General features: G+C 47.8%; 13 protein-coding genes. 5 read left to right on the top strand and 8 right to left on the bottom strand.

Annotated features, from left to right (window positions below; genetic code table 11):
- The first annotated feature begins 20 nt into the window (after nucleotides 1–20).
- The 4 genes from BLQ13_RS07665 (at nucleotide 21) to BLQ13_RS07650 (ending at nucleotide 5,025) form a co-directional block, all read left to right on the top strand.
- A complete protein-coding gene (locus BLQ13_RS07665) occupies nucleotides 21–1,775 on the top strand; it encodes an AraC family transcriptional regulator (RefSeq protein WP_167375670.1) in 1,755 nt (584 codons plus the stop codon).
- Between the two features lie 201 nt (nucleotides 1,776–1,976).
- On the top strand, nucleotides 1,977–2,948 hold the full coding sequence (locus BLQ13_RS07660; RefSeq protein WP_167375675.1) for a FecCD family ABC transporter permease: 972 nt from the start codon (nucleotides 1,977–1,979) through the stop codon (nucleotides 2,946–2,948).
- Between the two features lie 14 nt (nucleotides 2,949–2,962).
- A complete protein-coding gene (locus BLQ13_RS07655) occupies nucleotides 2,963–4,006 on the top strand; it encodes a FecCD family ABC transporter permease (protein ID WP_090917917.1) in 1,044 nt (347 codons plus the stop codon).
- Between the two features lie 59 nt (nucleotides 4,007–4,065).
- Nucleotides 4,066–5,025, top strand: coding sequence for an iron-hydroxamate ABC transporter substrate-binding protein (locus BLQ13_RS07650; protein WP_090917915.1), 960 nt, complete (start codon nucleotides 4,066–4,068; stop codon nucleotides 5,023–5,025).
- A 208-nt stretch (nucleotides 5,026–5,233) separates the two neighbouring features.
- Here BLQ13_RS07650 and BLQ13_RS07645 read toward each other — a convergent pair whose 3' ends face one another.
- From BLQ13_RS07645 to BLQ13_RS07625, 5 genes are all read right to left on the bottom strand, one after another.
- Complete coding sequence (locus tag BLQ13_RS07645; protein WP_090917753.1) at nucleotides 5,234–5,656, bottom strand: macro domain-containing protein; 423 nt, start codon at nucleotides 5,654–5,656, stop codon at nucleotides 5,234–5,236.
- Nucleotides 5,657–5,706: 50 nt separating this feature from the next.
- Complete coding sequence (locus BLQ13_RS07640; protein ID WP_090917751.1) at nucleotides 5,707–6,645, bottom strand: TIGR02452 family protein; 939 nt, start codon at nucleotides 6,643–6,645, stop codon at nucleotides 5,707–5,709.
- Complete coding sequence (locus BLQ13_RS07635; RefSeq protein WP_090917749.1) at nucleotides 6,638–7,123, bottom strand: NADAR family protein; 486 nt, start codon at nucleotides 7,121–7,123, stop codon at nucleotides 6,638–6,640. Before BLQ13_RS07635 ends, BLQ13_RS07640 begins: the two co-directional genes overlap by 8 nt.
- Nucleotides 7,124–7,214: 91 nt before the next feature.
- On the bottom strand, nucleotides 7,215–8,123 hold the full coding sequence (locus BLQ13_RS07630) for an NUDIX hydrolase (protein ID WP_090917747.1): 909 nt from the start codon (nucleotides 8,121–8,123) through the stop codon (nucleotides 7,215–7,217).
- Between the two features lie 219 nt (nucleotides 8,124–8,342).
- Complete coding sequence (locus BLQ13_RS07625; protein WP_090917912.1) at nucleotides 8,343–9,317, bottom strand: helveticin J family class III bacteriocin; 975 nt, start codon at nucleotides 9,315–9,317, stop codon at nucleotides 8,343–8,345.
- 272 nt (nucleotides 9,318–9,589) lie between these two features.
- On the opposite strand from BLQ13_RS07625, the gene BLQ13_RS07620 reads away from it, so the two are divergent.
- The gene (locus BLQ13_RS07620; protein WP_090917745.1) at nucleotides 9,590–10,744 is read left to right on the top strand and encodes a DUF418 domain-containing protein; all 1,155 of its coding nucleotides are present in this window, start codon (nucleotides 9,590–9,592) and stop codon (nucleotides 10,742–10,744) included.
- Between the two features lie 161 nt (nucleotides 10,745–10,905).
- On the opposite strand, the gene BLQ13_RS07615 is transcribed toward BLQ13_RS07620, so the two are convergent.
- From BLQ13_RS07615 to BLQ13_RS07605, 3 genes are all read right to left on the bottom strand, one after another.
- Nucleotides 10,906–12,483, bottom strand: a complete 1,578-nt coding sequence (locus BLQ13_RS07615; RefSeq protein ID WP_244159248.1) for an ATP-binding protein — start codon at nucleotides 12,481–12,483, stop codon at nucleotides 10,906–10,908.
- A gap of 311 nt (nucleotides 12,484–12,794) precedes the next feature.
- On the bottom strand, nucleotides 12,795–13,814 hold the full coding sequence (gene mglC / locus BLQ13_RS07610; RefSeq protein WP_090917743.1) for a galactose/methyl galactoside ABC transporter permease MglC: 1,020 nt from the start codon (nucleotides 13,812–13,814) through the stop codon (nucleotides 12,795–12,797).
- Nucleotides 13,811–15,334, bottom strand: a complete 1,524-nt coding sequence (locus BLQ13_RS07605) for a sugar ABC transporter ATP-binding protein (RefSeq protein ID WP_090917740.1) — start codon at nucleotides 15,332–15,334, stop codon at nucleotides 13,811–13,813. Before BLQ13_RS07605 ends, mglC begins: the two co-directional genes overlap by 4 nt.
- Nucleotides 15,335–15,367: the final 33 nt, after the last annotated feature.

Genomic DNA, 15,367 nt, shown 5'->3' with positions numbered 1-15,367 from the left:
CAATGAAAGGAAGGTACGCTATGATCTCTGAGCCAAATCAAGGCCATAACCGCATACCTTCAGATGACGAACTGACTGTACGCCCTATCGGCAATTTAAATCATATAAATACACGTGCAACGGCTCACAATGAACTTCACCAGTTCCTGGATCATGCCCTGGTTGAACTTCGCCGGGCAGAGCATGTTAACACACAGCAACGTTTCCGGTGGCATACGGACGAACTCCCGTATCATACCTTCATCTATATGCATCGCTTCACAGGAACACAGATTGTGGATGCAGAGCCATCCCGTGTTGTTCGCAAATCGGCCTGTTTGTACCCACCAGGAATCCGTCTGGAACTTGTGTCGGATGTCGATCAAGATGCCGAGCTGTACATTCTTGAATTTGACCTGTTTCGAGTGACGGAGAAAACAGAAGCGAAGCGCATCTATGAACGTGAACTTCATTCACCTGTTGCCGGATGGATTCGAGGTCCCTTTTACGGCATTCAACGGATCGCTACCCAACTGACCGAACTTGCACATCCCGATAACGAAACAGCATCCCGTGAAATCAAAGCGCAATTACTATTAACCGAGCTACTCTATCTACTCTGGCCTGAAGAAAATTCAAGCCCTACCGAGGAACAGGGGCAGGATGATCCCGAGTACTGGTTAAAATCAACATTGCAATATATACAGCAACATTATATGCATGAGATCAAGCTGGATACCTTAGCCGAACTGGCCGGCATGCATCCGTCCTATTACTCTCAACTGTTCAAAAGCCGGATGCACAAAAATCCGATTGAATATATTACTCATCTGCGTATGAACCGGGCGAAGGAAATGTTATTGACCTCCGATCTGCGTATTCGTGATATCGCCCGTGAGGTCGGTTACCGTGACGAGTTTTATTTCAGCAGACGGTTTCGTAATTATGCCGGCTACGCACCAACGGCTTATGCCAAGCAAGTTCACCGTAACATTGTGTCACTTTCTTATCCCTATACCGATCACCTGATGACACTTGGCATCACACCCTGTGCAGCACAGATTCAAGGCCATCTGCCACATCTGCCCCGTTCGCTTACCATGCCTTTTCATGCCTATGAACCGTGGGAACAAGGACGGCAGGCATTTCTCGATGTGAATCCCGACCTGATTCTGACCAAAGATAACGCTACGGCTAAAGCGATGGAACATATTGGTGATATTGCACCCATCATAACCATTCCATGGAACCAGACCGACATGTTCGGCCATTTGGAACAGATCGCTTCGATTGTAGATCGAACTCAGGCGGCCAAAGAATGGCTGGACAAGCATGAGCGCAAAGCAGAGCGTGCACGCAAGAAGATCAAAGAACAGGCTGGCGGCCTCACTGTAGCTGTAGGTACATTAACTGCCAAAGGGCCGCGGATGTACAGTCACCGTAACTTCGGTCATGTGTTTTACCGGACGCTACAACTCGGCGCACCTCAGCGTATTCAGACGGAACTGAACGGCAAGGCTCCCGGGATCGGCTTCAACTGGATGCCTTTTACACCCGGAGAATGGGACGGTCTGGAAGCCGATGTGCTAGTGCTTGCGACAGACAACCTGCATCACCCGGCAACATTGTTGCAAAAATTAAAGAATGATCCGTTATGGAACAGCCATCCCGCCGTCCGTAGCGGCCGTGTGCATCTTGTAGATTGGAACGCTTGGGTTGTGTACGCCCCATATTCCATTAACATCCAGCTTGAGGAAGCGCTCTCGATGTTGACGAACAGGCCCGCACTTTTGTAATCTAAAAAATGTCCATTTCCCAAATCTTAATTTATGCCATGTACGGGCCTGGATTAAGATTTTATAATATTCACTAATTGATAATGATAATCAATAACAACGAAAGATGTTATTTGTTATAAAGGAGTGACCCGTATCCAACATCCGGGACTGCCTCATCGCCCGTCCAAGACTCAACGATCCGCAGTCGCCGTTGGGCTGATGTTTCTGTCTGCCATCGCGGTCCTGCTGATCAGCATGTTTGTTGCCATCTCATTAGGAGCCAAAGGCTTAACACTGGAAACCGTGTGGACAGCCATTTTCCAGTACAACCCGGCTCTGACACCACATCAGATCATTCATGAATTGAGACTGCCACGCGTGCTTGCTGCCGCTGTGATTGGAGCAGCTTTTGCTGTAGCCGGAGCCTTGATGCAAGGCATTACCCGTAATCCACTGGCCGACACCGGCATCCTTGGCATTAACGCTGGAGCAACGTTTGTCGTAGCATTAAGCTTTGCGTTCTGGCCGGGATTATCTTATGGATGGATTATGCTTTTATCGTTTATAGGAGCTGTGCTCGGTACATTGCTCGTCTTCCTGCTGGGTATGGCTGCCCCAGGGGGCTTGAGCTCCATTAGGCTCACGGTGGCTGGTGCAGTGATTGCCGCAATGCTCGGTTCTCTGAGCACAGGAGTAGCCATTTATTTTGATCTGAGCCAGGATCTGGCCTTCTGGTATGCGGGAGGTTTTGGAGGTATTGAATGGCGCCATCTGAAACTGATTCTTCCGGTGTTGCTGCTCACACTACTATTAACCATGCCGCTCGCACGTCGTGTTTCGCTGATGTCTCTGGGGGAAGAGGTCGCCATTAATCTCGGGATGAACCTGCGCTGGACTCGCTTTCTTGCTCTTGCCGCTGTCGTTGTGCTCGCAGGGGTGTCCGTCTCCGCTGTAGGTTCGATTGGATTTGTAGGGCTGGTTATCCCTCATATCTCCCGTAAACTGGTTGGCGTAGACTATCGGTTGATCATTCCGATGTCTTCCCTGCTCGGGGCGATTCTGCTTGTGCTCGCTGATCTCGGGGCACGTATCGTGAATCCGCCTCAGGAACTGGCGGTAGGTATTATGGTCGCTTTTGTCGGTGTACCGTTCTTCCTCTATCTGGCCCGTAAAGAAAGGAGGGCTTTGTAGTGAAGAAACAGGGAATGAAACTCCTCTTCAGATCCCCTTTAGAGAAGTTTAATCAGACCTCTCGGGGCAAAAGAGCGGTACTTATCAGCATGGTTCTGCTGTGTCTCGCAACATTGGTGGTTCTCATTAGTCTGAATACAGGCACAGTTCGCGTATCCCCACTGGCCGTGGTGCAGACCTTGCTGGGACAAGGGAGCGAACAGGATCAGATCATCCTGTTTGACTACCGATTGCCCCGCATTCTGGTCACCGTTCTAGCCGGAGCTGGATTGGGAATTGCAGGTGCTGCGCTGCAAGGCATTACACGTAATGCACTTGCCGATCCGGGGATTCTGGGCTTGCATGCCGGGGCGGCTTTTGGGCTAATGGTTTTTGTCAGCCTGTCGTTCAGCATGGATACCTCAGTAGCACTGTTGATCCCACTCTTTGCTTTTGCCGGCAGTGTAGTTGCAGCGCTGATTATTATGCTACTGTCCTATGACCGAAACAGCGGCGTATCACCAATTAAACTGATTCTGGTCGGCATTGCTGTTGCTGCTGGATTTCATGCGCTTACGCTCTATCTGTCGCTACGTCTCGACGAGGACACGTATTCCTTCGCTGCACGCTGGCTTGCAGGCAGTGTATGGGGTCGTGACTGGATTCATGTACAGGCTTTGCTGCCTTGGATCGTAATCTGCATCGCCTATATCTGGAGCCGTTCCAAAACGTTGGACGCCTTCCATCTAGGCGATGCCGCTGCGACCAGCATCGGCACACCTGTGCGCTCGCGGCGCATCCTGCTTCTGCTCTGTGCCGTTGCCTTATCTGCGGTCAGCGTATCTGTCGCTGGAGGTATTGGCTTCATTGGACTCGCCGCCCCGCATCTGGCCCGCAGACTGGTCGGGCCACTGCACCGGCACTTGATTCCCGCCGCAGGACTGATCGGCATGGTGATTCTGGTGACGGCCGATACGGTCGGCCGGACAATATTTGCACCAAATGCCATACCAGCGGGTGTTGTTGTAGCCGCGATTGGCGCGCCCTATTTTTTATATCTGCTGGTACGAACGAAATAAAGCTATCCAAAATATGAATTTCATCCATGAGATGTTTAAGGAGAACGCGAATTATGTTTATGTTAAAGAAAAATCTTATGCTTTTGCTAACGATCAGTTTGGTGCTGGTACTTGCAGCCTGTGGAACGGCCAAGACGTCCACATCGGGCGCGAACGATTCAAACACCAATGCTAACACAAGCAACTCCGCAGACCATTCAAATAGCACTGCTGCTTCAGGTGTACCACGTATCGCTTCCATGTCCATCCACCTGACCAATGATCTGCTTTCCCTCGGGATCACGCCTGTCGGTTCTGTCATCGGCGGGGAAGCGAAAGGTTTCCTGTCCCATGTGGCTGATCGCCTGAAAGATACAACGCCACTTGGCCCGGTCAAGGACCCTGATATGGAAGCACTGCTTGCACTTAAACCGGATGTCATCTATCTGGATGAGGAATTCTCCGGTGACGATGTGGCCAAATTCGAAAAAATTGCACCTGTACATGTATTCAATCTGGACAACGGCACATGGCGGGATCACCTGAAAGAGATTGGCAAGCTGGTAAATCGCGAGAAAGAAGCGGAGCAGTATATTCAGGACTACGAAACAGAAACAAAACAAGTCCAATCACTGATTCATGATCAGATCGGTGACGGCACTGTCATGGCCATTCGTGTCACAGCCAAGGAATTACGCGTATTCAGCACACGCCGTCCTATGGGCCCTATTTTGTACGATGATCTCGGACTGACTCCAGCCAAAGGCATCAAAGACATGGATACCTCCAAGCCATATCAGGTTGTATCCCGTGAAGTGTTGCCAGACTATGATGCCGATGCCATCTTTGTCGTGGTTAACTCAGATGATGAAGCCCAAACCATGTTCAAAGAGCTGCAAAGCAATCCAATCTGGCAAGGGCTGAAAGCGGTCAAAGCTGGTCATGTGTATCCGATAGGGGCACAGCCTTGGCTTGATTATTCTTCCATCGGGAACAAGATGGCTATGGATGAAGCAAAAGAGATGTTTTCCAAAAAATAAATCCAGCTTCGCCTATTTATAAAAACAACAAAAAACCTCGCTTCGGTAACGGAAGCGCGTTTGCGAGAGCACAGAGCAGATGAATCATGCTCCAGGCTTAATGAATACAGGGATCAGACTTCGTAATCGTCTTACTCCCCGTCACTCGCACGCTTCCTTACCCAGCTGAGGTTTTTTCTTTTAGATACAACATACCGATTGTACTCGATCATACTGTGCATACAACGATCTCGATATCCATCTCCGCAAACGTATTCTGAATAATTACGCTGACCTTCTCCCACTTCAATCTGTCCAACCCGCAACCGATTCGAGGCATAGCCAGCGCAGTAATTCCCTGTTCTAAGCAGACATCCCGCATAGACTCAACCGCCTGGGTTAATGATGCATACGTAGGTTTATTCGAAAATTTGGCTTTGGTCACAAGATTCAGCGTCCTTCCAACCGGATAACATCGCCCAATCTCCAGCGGCTCTAGCTTCGCTTGCTCCTGAAGTGTCCGTAGATCAAACCGCTCTCTGAATTGCACAGCAATTCCTTTACCCATTCTCGCATCGGCGGATATGCAGTGTGCCAGCGCATAGTGATCCTCTAGTTCAAACAAATCCTGCTGTCGTTCATGAAATTGCATGTTAGTTCCCCTTTCTATGACATGACGTCCGTGCTTTCTCCTGCTCACACTCATGCTAGCAGACGCTTGAAGGTCTCCAACGTTCGCTGTCCTGCACTCCGGTCATATATGGCAAATACGATGTGATCAAAGTAATCCCTGTATCCTTCTTCATCCAAAACCTCGGCAAAATACGATGCCACCTGTGCCGGTTCATTCCGGAACACACCACAGCCAAAGGCCCCAAGTACGATAGTTCTATGACCTTGTACAGCGGCAACCTCCAATATATATCGAATGCGTTGCTTCATGACCGACTTGATCTCTGCATCTGTTGCTTCCTTCCGCTCTTTGACTACACCTGCATTTACCGCTGGAGCGGTGATAAAGGCCGTTGTGTAATATTGATCCAGCAATCGGTCGTAGTCGTCACGGATCACGGGAACATCTGGAGAATAGATCATACGGTCTGAATAGAGGCACGTACGTTGCTTGCGATTGTACTCATACATCTCTGTCATCTGGGCAATACATGGATATAGCCCTGTTGCCCGTGCCAAGCTTTCCTCCTGAGCCTGACTTCCACCAAGGAAACCACCACCCGGATTTTTGGCCGATGCAAAATTCAGACAAACGACATCCGTTCTGCCTTCCTCTAAGGTTAGACGCGCTGCTGCTGCCAGCGTCGTTTCACCGGTTACTTCCATCCGGGCCGGGTTTCCTCCTTTGCGCAATTTCTCCCCTAGTTGAGAAAGCTCCGAGGGCCTATAGAGAACTGAATTTTGAATGGCTTGCTCCATGTCTTTCTTGATATGAACAGCACGATCATATCCGTTTACATACACGCCTTCCTCCAGAATCTCCAGCGTCTGATGTGCTATACGCGAGCGTCCGGAACGCGAGCTAACGCCAGTCTTATCTGGTGATGCGTTAGAATGACGAGACCCCGTAGTCTTATGATTTGAATTACTAATGTTGCTGTGTTTGTTTTGTTTATCGAAGTTACTCATGTCGATCCCTTCCTATCTCTTCTCTCAGACGAGTAAGAATCTCACCTAGCCAGTTCGTTCCTCGCCATGTTTTTCGGTCACGAATACGTGGATCTTCCTCCGCCAGCCCCACGCCCCAGATCCGATCATCCGGGCTTGCCTCTACAAGTGTTGTGCCTTGGGTGGCGAGCAAAGCCGCCAGTAAATCCTCGTTCTGTGTAAATTTTGCCTGATTGCCTTCATAGACAATGCGCTGGCACTCGCTTTCCCATATGGTCTGGACGAAACCTGTGACCTGGCGGCCTAGCTTTTTTTGCACCGAAGCCGAACGGGTCTTCATGATTTTATCCGCAATCTGTTGATCGCCAAAGAGCAGTGCTTTCTGATGCATCATATATTGCTCTGCACTTGTATACTGAACCCCGTCCACCGTAAAATCAGCCTTAAACCACTGGGAGAACGGCGATTCTGTCCGCCAGAAAAACGTAAACTTTTCCATTCATATCACCTCGTACCTCGTACTTTGTTCCATACCAAACGATTGCTTACATTCCTCGAATTAAACCATTTCTACTCATGACCAACTCCAACTACAGAACTTCCCTCTCCGGATTTAATCGGTACAAACGGGATGGGCGATGTCCCGCACTGCTTGCATATTCACCCGTCTCGGTCACCCAGTCTGCCATCTTGCGCCGAAATGCAGCTGCCAGCAGTTTTTTGCCGCTAATAATCTCATACACTTTCTGCAACGCCGTTAACGTAAATTTCTCCGGCATCAGATTAAACGCGATATCCGTATATTCAATTTTGGAACGTAATCGCTCCAGCGCGTAATGAATAATTTGGGCATGGTCGAATGCGATCCCTTGAACATCTACCAGGCTCAAATTACTGTTTCGCACTCGCCCTTCTACTTGCTCTTTGGTATCTACAATGGCCGACAACTGTTCTGTTTCGTTACTCAAAACAAGCTGTATTCGGCGCTCTGTCACCCGGCCGCGTTCATGAATATGACGTTTCTCTTCAATGAGTTTCTGTTCCACCCAGAACCAGCTGGCGTCGCTGGCATCGTCACCCGCCTGAAGCTCCAGCTCACTGCTATCCACCAGAGCCATGTACGAGCAACTAATGACCCTTGTACGCGGATCGCGCCCTACATCTCCCCATGTATACAGCTGTTCCAGATAGATACCGTCCAGTCCTGTCTCCATATGCAATTCCCGACGGGCAGCATCCTCCAGTGATTCATGCATGGAGACAAATCCACCTGGCAGTGCCCATTGCCCCAGGTAGGGGTGACCTCCCCTGCGAATCAGCAGTAAACCAAGCTCCGGTTCCGCCAGCTTACGGTAATTTTCCTGTTCTCCGCTTCGAATCGTAAATACGAGCATATCCACAGTAACCGAGGGACGTTCGTATTCTCCGGCATCATAGGTTTGTAAAAACTCTTCCTCGCTAATGTTGACTGGATCAAACGCTTTGTCTCCATGAGACATGGTTCATACACCTCATCCTGTTAATAACATTATGTTATTAACAAATAGTTAATAACAATGTAGCATACTCGTACGGAGCAGGTCAAATCTTCCATATAGTCAAAAAAGCCGCCTTCTTTGCTCTACACCTTCAGGCAAGGAAGACGACTCAAACACTCTTTATAAAATTCCATAGATGGATATCGCAGTGTAGTTTCTCAGAGGCCAACCACATCTTTCTTAGAACACGCTATCTGGAACGTAGTATATTTTCTGCCCATTTGCTTTATTTCCTGGATCGGCCACAATCAGAAAATAAACGTTCCCTTTCTTGTTTTGCACACCCTCGATTTCATGTTTCCCGACATTCGTTATTTTTACAAGAGACTGATACACGCCTGTATTTGAGATCTTAGCAATCTGAGGCGTATCTCCTTCCGCCCCACCGGATGTAAATATTTGAGTCTTACCCAGCAAATCTACCCCTTGGAAAGACCCATTTGGCCGAATAATTCCGCTGCCCGACTGTGTGAAACTAGACACTGCCGCTTTAATTGCCGCAGGGCTGTCCATGCGAACCTGCTTGTTCTGATCAAGCAACCTGTTTAATGCAGCCGTATCATACACAGACCAGACTACCTTATCCGTGTTGGACTTTCCGCCTTCCCTCGTCTGAATCCGGAACACGGTGTAGTTGCTGTTGCCACCGCCATCTACTCGATACGTTGTGCCCTGTTTTGTACCCTTTTTATTGGCGTAGTTCATATAAGTGAACCGATGAAGATCGGTGTAATTTACGGTTTTACCAGCCGAGTATTGAAGTCTCGCTACCTGAAGAGACCAGACATTTGTAGGTGCTACATCCGCTTTGGAGCTAAAATAAAAATAGTTCGCTCCGTTGTACGTATACATATCCAGCGTCTGGCAATGCCCGCTGTTCGTAATCGTCATATGATCCACGTATTCGGCATTATTGCCTTTGATTAGTAGTCTGGATAGTTGACATGTCGTATTCACCCGCTGCGTCACGTATACGTACTTGTCTGCTATATAAGCTTTCTGTACCACCCTATTAAATTTGAGTCCCTTGAGGTTATAAGCCAATTTGGCTGAAGCATTTACGGTTTTTCCTGGAGAAGCTGCAAGAGCCGGGACAACGGACATCATAAATAGCATTACTGCCAGAAAAGCAGCTACGATCGTTTTCCACTTCATTGTTGTAAGGTTGAGAAATTGTTTTTTAATCACACAGGTGCCTCCTTTTTGACTTAAATCTGAAATACATACGATAAACTAGCTTGCCTCTGAGATTACACTGCATTCAATAGATAATACCATATTTTCCAAATTACGAATCATTAAAATGCGAATCACAAATGACCACTTCCCCATAAACCTGATATCCCTTAAAATTTAATAGTTCTTTTTAGTACATATGTGTTATATTGTTTTTAATTCATATGTACCAAAAAAAAAAGGAGGACTTCATGAAACGAATTGCCCTACTCGATATTCTTAGGGGTTTTGCTATTATTGGCACCTTGGGAACCAACATCTGGATTTTCGCTTACCTTGGTGATCTGAACCTGGTATTCGGTAACGTGCTTGAGCCGTGGTGGAGTTCAGGAGATCGCCTGATACAGACGATCATGCTCATCTTGGTGAATGGAAAATTTCTTGGTATGCTCACTTTGCTATTTGGAGCCGGCATGGAATTGAAACGCCAAAAAGCAGCTCGTGAAGGCTACGTATGGCCCGGTGTCTATATCTGGTCATGTGCACTTCTGCTGCTGGACGGACTATTGCATTATATTTTAGTAATGGAGTATGACGTGTTGATGAGCTATGCTATTACTGGCATGATTGTTTCGCTGATTATTCACCGCTCCAGACGCTTTATGCTAACGATGATGGTGCTCGCAGGAGGCATACATGTGATCGGTGTTACGGGAATTACAGCCTTGCTGGCATTTGAATCCGGTTCATCCTTTAACGGGATGGATACTCTTACACACCTGTACGCTTCTGGAACGTGGTGGGAACAAGTGATGTTCCGGCTCAATAATTTTGGTTTTTTCCGTGCAGAATCGATAGCTATCATCCCACTGAATGTTTTTCTCTTTCTACTAGGGGCACTGCTTATGAGAACGGGAGTATTTTCTAACGATGAGTCCGGACGACTTCGACGCCGTAAACTGATGATGATCGGACTTGCGGCAGGTATTCCTCTGAATCTGCTGTTGCTCGTTCCCGGTGGAATTATGGATGTTTGGGTGCGCTATATCAGCGCGCCAGTACTGACCCTCGGTTATCTCGGAATTATTGCTTATGGATTGGAAAAAGGTCTTTTCCCCAAGCTGTTCCAGCGTTTCGGTGAAATTGGCAAGATGGCGCTAAGTTGTTACATTATGCAGAATATCATCGCCTCTGTGCTCTTCTATGGATGGGGACTTGGCCTGGGCGGACGTCCGTCTTCTCTATTTATTTTGCTGATATGGCTTGGCATTTGTCTGTTATTAATGCTATTCTCACACCTCTGGCTACGCAAATATCCACTAGGTCCAATCGAATGGTTGTGGCGCAGGTTGTCGATCTCCCCTTCTCCTAAATCCGGGCGTCCGTCTCAAGATACTTCTGTATAAATCCTTTTTACGCAAACAAGGGCATCCCGCAACTCCATCGACGATTGATCGTAATCAATGACCGATGGAGTTCGTAGGATAGCCCTTGTTTATTCCATACTGCTAAAGAACCCAGCACGCTTTATTCCCCCTTTTTGCGCTGGTCTGGCATATAAAAGTGACTATTCGCCCGACTCCACAGGCAAACACAAGGTGAAAGTGGAACCTTCCCCCATTTCACTGGAAACGGAAATACTACCGTTATGATCCTGAGCAATTTTTTGACATAGCGCAAGCCCCAATCCCGTTCCCTCCTCCTTTGTTGTGAAAAACGGGTTGAAAATTGCGGTTAACGAACGCTCGGGAATCCCGCTCCCTGTATCCGCTATGGAGATCAACACGTTATCCCCTTCCTGTATCATATCGATATGTACCTCTCCGGGGTCTGACATCGCTTCAAAAGCATTACGAATCAGATTGATTAGAACTTGTACAATTTTATCCCGATCCATGTTCACACAAACCGACTCATCCCGCACATGAAGGGTAATCCGATGTCCTCTGGAAGCCGCATCCGATTCGGTCAAAGACATAACACGCTCCAGACAATGTGCCAGCTTCTCCGGTTTCATATGATGGGCTTGAGGTTTGGAAAATTGTAAAAATTCTCCCGTTAAATCGGTGACTCTGGTGACCTCACTCATAATAACTTCATACCACGGTGCGATATTAAAGGATTGCCCACGTGACAGTTGCAAAAATCCTCGGATGGCGGTGAGTGGATTACGGATCTCATGGGCCATCCCTGCAGCAAGCTCACCTACAGCACGCAGTCTTTCGGAACGGAACACTTCCTCTTCATTTTTAATCCATTGACTACGCTGTTGCTCGATCAGTTGATCTTCCGCAATGGTCATGAATTGTTGCAAGGTCTGTGATAACCTCGGATAACGCGATATGCTATAACTTACTTGCAATCCCTGTAGCTGATTAGACAACAAGGAAGATATCCGTTCTTCGATATAGGGTATTTGCGGCAACACAATGGCAAATCGGTCACCCGCATACCTTGATATACCATAAGATTCGGGGAACTGGTTCGTGATCTTTTGTCCGATGCCCTTAATGACTGCACACCAGGGATCATCTGATTCCTTTTTGTAACCACTAAAATTATTAACATTCAAAAGAATCAAGAGGAAGGATCGTTCTTCCTCCAACGTCTTATGAAGCACCTGCATGTATCCTTCATAATTTAACAATCCCGTAAGCGGATCATGAAGGGTAAGAAACCGATTTTTTTCCCGAAGTTTCCGTTGTTCAGACTCACTGTTCATTAAAGTATGATATAGCCAAATAACCACTACCGCGGTCAGCAAATCAAATAATGACACCAGCAAACTGTATGCTTCTATCGGAACATATGACAACCTGATGATCGTATACTGGAGCATAAGCAGCAGCGAAATCGGTAAGGTCTGTACCATTCTCTGCTTGTCCTGAATCATTGAAATGATGAGCATATAATAGAGCAGATTACACCAGTTTAATTGACTGAAATAATGAAATGCACCAAGGATTAACCATTGAATCCATGTTAAAAATGGATAACGCCGTTCCGCCCATATGCTGATAATTAGCAGAATGCCTGTGACGATCATCAAGGTTGGATGCGATGCTTGTCCCAGTACAGTAGAGGATACCATGACAAGCAGACAACCTATTGGGAAAATTACCATCTTCATTGTGTAACTTAGCAAATAGCCTCGCCCCCTTAGACAAAAGTCACACTTTCAAACATATACACAAATATTATATCGATTATGATTAGCCGATGTTGTCGATTATTGGAAGATGTTAAAATTCGCAAGAATATATAATTTTCACAAAGAACAGGACATATGAATGCATTGAAATGTAAAAATGTGCACATTAATATTTCCGTACGTATTTCGCAACGCAAAATTCATCATAAACTATTCAAAGCCAGCTCTCGAGGGATGAGGGCTGGCTTCTTTGTTGTTTTTCCATATTAGGTAACTTGTTCTGGAAAGAATAAGCGGATCTCCTATTATTTCTTAGCCATATATTTTCGAATATCAAACGCTACAGCCGCAACAATAATCAACCCTTTAATAATCAGTTGCCAGTAAGGACTTACTCCGATAAAAGTCAGGCCGTAGTTAATGACGCCAAAGATCAGCACGCCTGCCATCACACCGGGTACAGTTCCGATTCCTCCAGCCGTAGATACCCCGCCAACAACACATGCAGCAATGGCATCCAGTTCGTACATATTACCGTAGTTGTTCGTTGCTCCACCGGTACGAGCCGCTTCCAGTACGCCGCCCAGTCCATAAAGCGCCCCAGCAATCGCGTACAACGCAATCAGGTTTCGTGCGACGTGAATACCAGATACGTGAGCGGCCTGAATGTTTCCGCCGATGGCATACATATTTTTACCCAGATGGGTTTTGTTGAAAACAACCCAGCAGATCAGTGCTACTCCAATGGCGATGAGCACGATGTAGGGGATCGAATAGCCTCCACCCAGATCAATATAACCTGATCCTATTGTGGTGAAATCCGGTCTAAGTCCTCCGATGGGCTGCGACTGGTTGGGTTCTGTATCGAAGTAGATCGAGTTCAGACCATAGACAGCGACCATCGTACCCAATGTGGCAATAAAAGGGGGGACATGTAGCTTGGCAACGATAAGGCCATTTACTAAACCAACGAGCAACCCTGCTATGATGCCGATTACGATCGGCAAGCCCACCCATAATTGCGGCAGATCCGGGAAAAAGCGATTGGCATACGTATCAATCTGTAACATCGATGCCGATACCACTGCTGTCAGACCAACCACGCGTCCAGCCGACAGATCGACGCCTCCCGTCACCAGAATGAACGCCGCACCCAGTGCGATAATCGCGCGAGTGGAAGATTGTTGTAAAATATCTCGCAGGGTGGAAAATGCGAGAAAGTTCGGATCGGCAATGGCGATACCGATAACAAGCAGGATCAGCACAATAAAAATCGCACGCTGAGCCACATATTGCTTCACTTGATGAACAAGGGTTGTATTCATTTGTGTTCCTCCTGACCAGCCATCCGCTGCTGCGCGGCCAGCCTCATAATATGCTGTTCTGTCGCCTCGGCTCCGTCCACAATACCGGTGAGGCGTCCTTCGCTCATGACCATAATGCGATCTGACATCCCTAGCAATTCAGGCATCTCGGAGCTGATCATGATAATGCTTTTGCCTTGCCGGGCCAGTTCCGTAATGATCGTATAGATTTCGAACTTGGCTCCAACATCAATTCCGCGTGTGGGCTCATCCAGCAACAGAATCTCAGGGTCAGTCAAGAGCCAGCGAGCCAGCAGTACCTTCTGCTGATTGCCTCCAGACAAGTTCCGAATGAGCGTGTTAACTGAAGGCGTTTTGGTTCTGAACTTTTGCGTCTGTTCCCGTGCCTCTTCCCGTCCCTTCTTCTCGTCCAGCAAACCCAGACGATTTCGGTAACGACCAAGGCTTGCGATAATCGTATTCTCATAAACGGATAACACGGGGAATATCCCGGTCACTCGTCGCTCTTCGGTTAATAGGGCTATGTTATGACGCTTGGCGGCAGCGGGCGAGTTAATCTTCACCTTGCGACCATGAATGGTAATCGTGCCGGAAGCCAGTCCTCGCAGTCCAAATAAGGATTCCATCAGTTCCGTCCGCTGCGCACCTACCAAACCGCCAATGCCAAGTACCTCGCCTTTGCGTAGATGAAACGAAACATCCCGGAACGAGTTCGCCTGATTCGACGTCAGACCCTCTGCTTGAAGAATGACTTCACCAGGGACATTAAGCCTCTCCGGGAATCGTTCACTTAAATCACGTCCAACCATACGTGTAATGATCAGGTCTGTCGTCAGATCCGCAGCATCCCAGGTGCCTACAACAACTCCATCTCGCATAATGGTCACTTCATCCGAAATCGTTAAAATTTCCTCCATCTTGTGTGAGATGTAGATGATGGACACGCCGCGGCTTCGCAGCTTATTGATGATCGTAAACAATTGCTCCACTTCTTTACCCGTAAGGGATGAGGTCGGTTCATCCATCACAATCACTTTGGAGTGAAACGATACCGCTTTGGCAATCTCCATGGATTGAATTTTGGACACAGACAACGTTCCAGCAAGTGCCTTCGGATCAATATCCAGGTTCAAATCCTGAAACAGTGCCCGCGTATCGGCATACATCCGTTTCTCATCCACCAGTAGACCCTTCATCGGGAAGCGTCCCAACCATATGTTTTCCATCACCGGACGGTGCGGAACCGGATTCAACTCCTGATGAATCATGGATATACCCTGCTGTAATGCAGCCTTCGAATTCGGGATTTCTACATCCTTGCCTTCGATGCGCACTGTGCCTGCATCGGGACGATACATCCCAAACAAACATTTCATCAAGGTTGACTTTCCCGCCCCGTTCTCGCCCATCAACGCATGAACGGTTCCCGGCCTCACCTTCAGTGTGACTTCACTGAGCGCCTGCACGCCGGGGAATGCTTTGGAAATCCCGTTCATCTCCAGCAGATAAGGTGACTGCATCTTCTATCTTCCCCTTTCATCTGACCGGCAAAA

It is taken from the genome of Paenibacillus polysaccharolyticus (assembly GCF_900102085.1).
Taxonomy (GTDB): domain Bacteria; phylum Bacillota; class Bacilli; order Paenibacillales; family Paenibacillaceae; genus Paenibacillus; species Paenibacillus polysaccharolyticus.
Note: the sequence above shows the minus strand (reverse complement) of the source record. Positions and strands in the feature narration are given on the sequence as shown.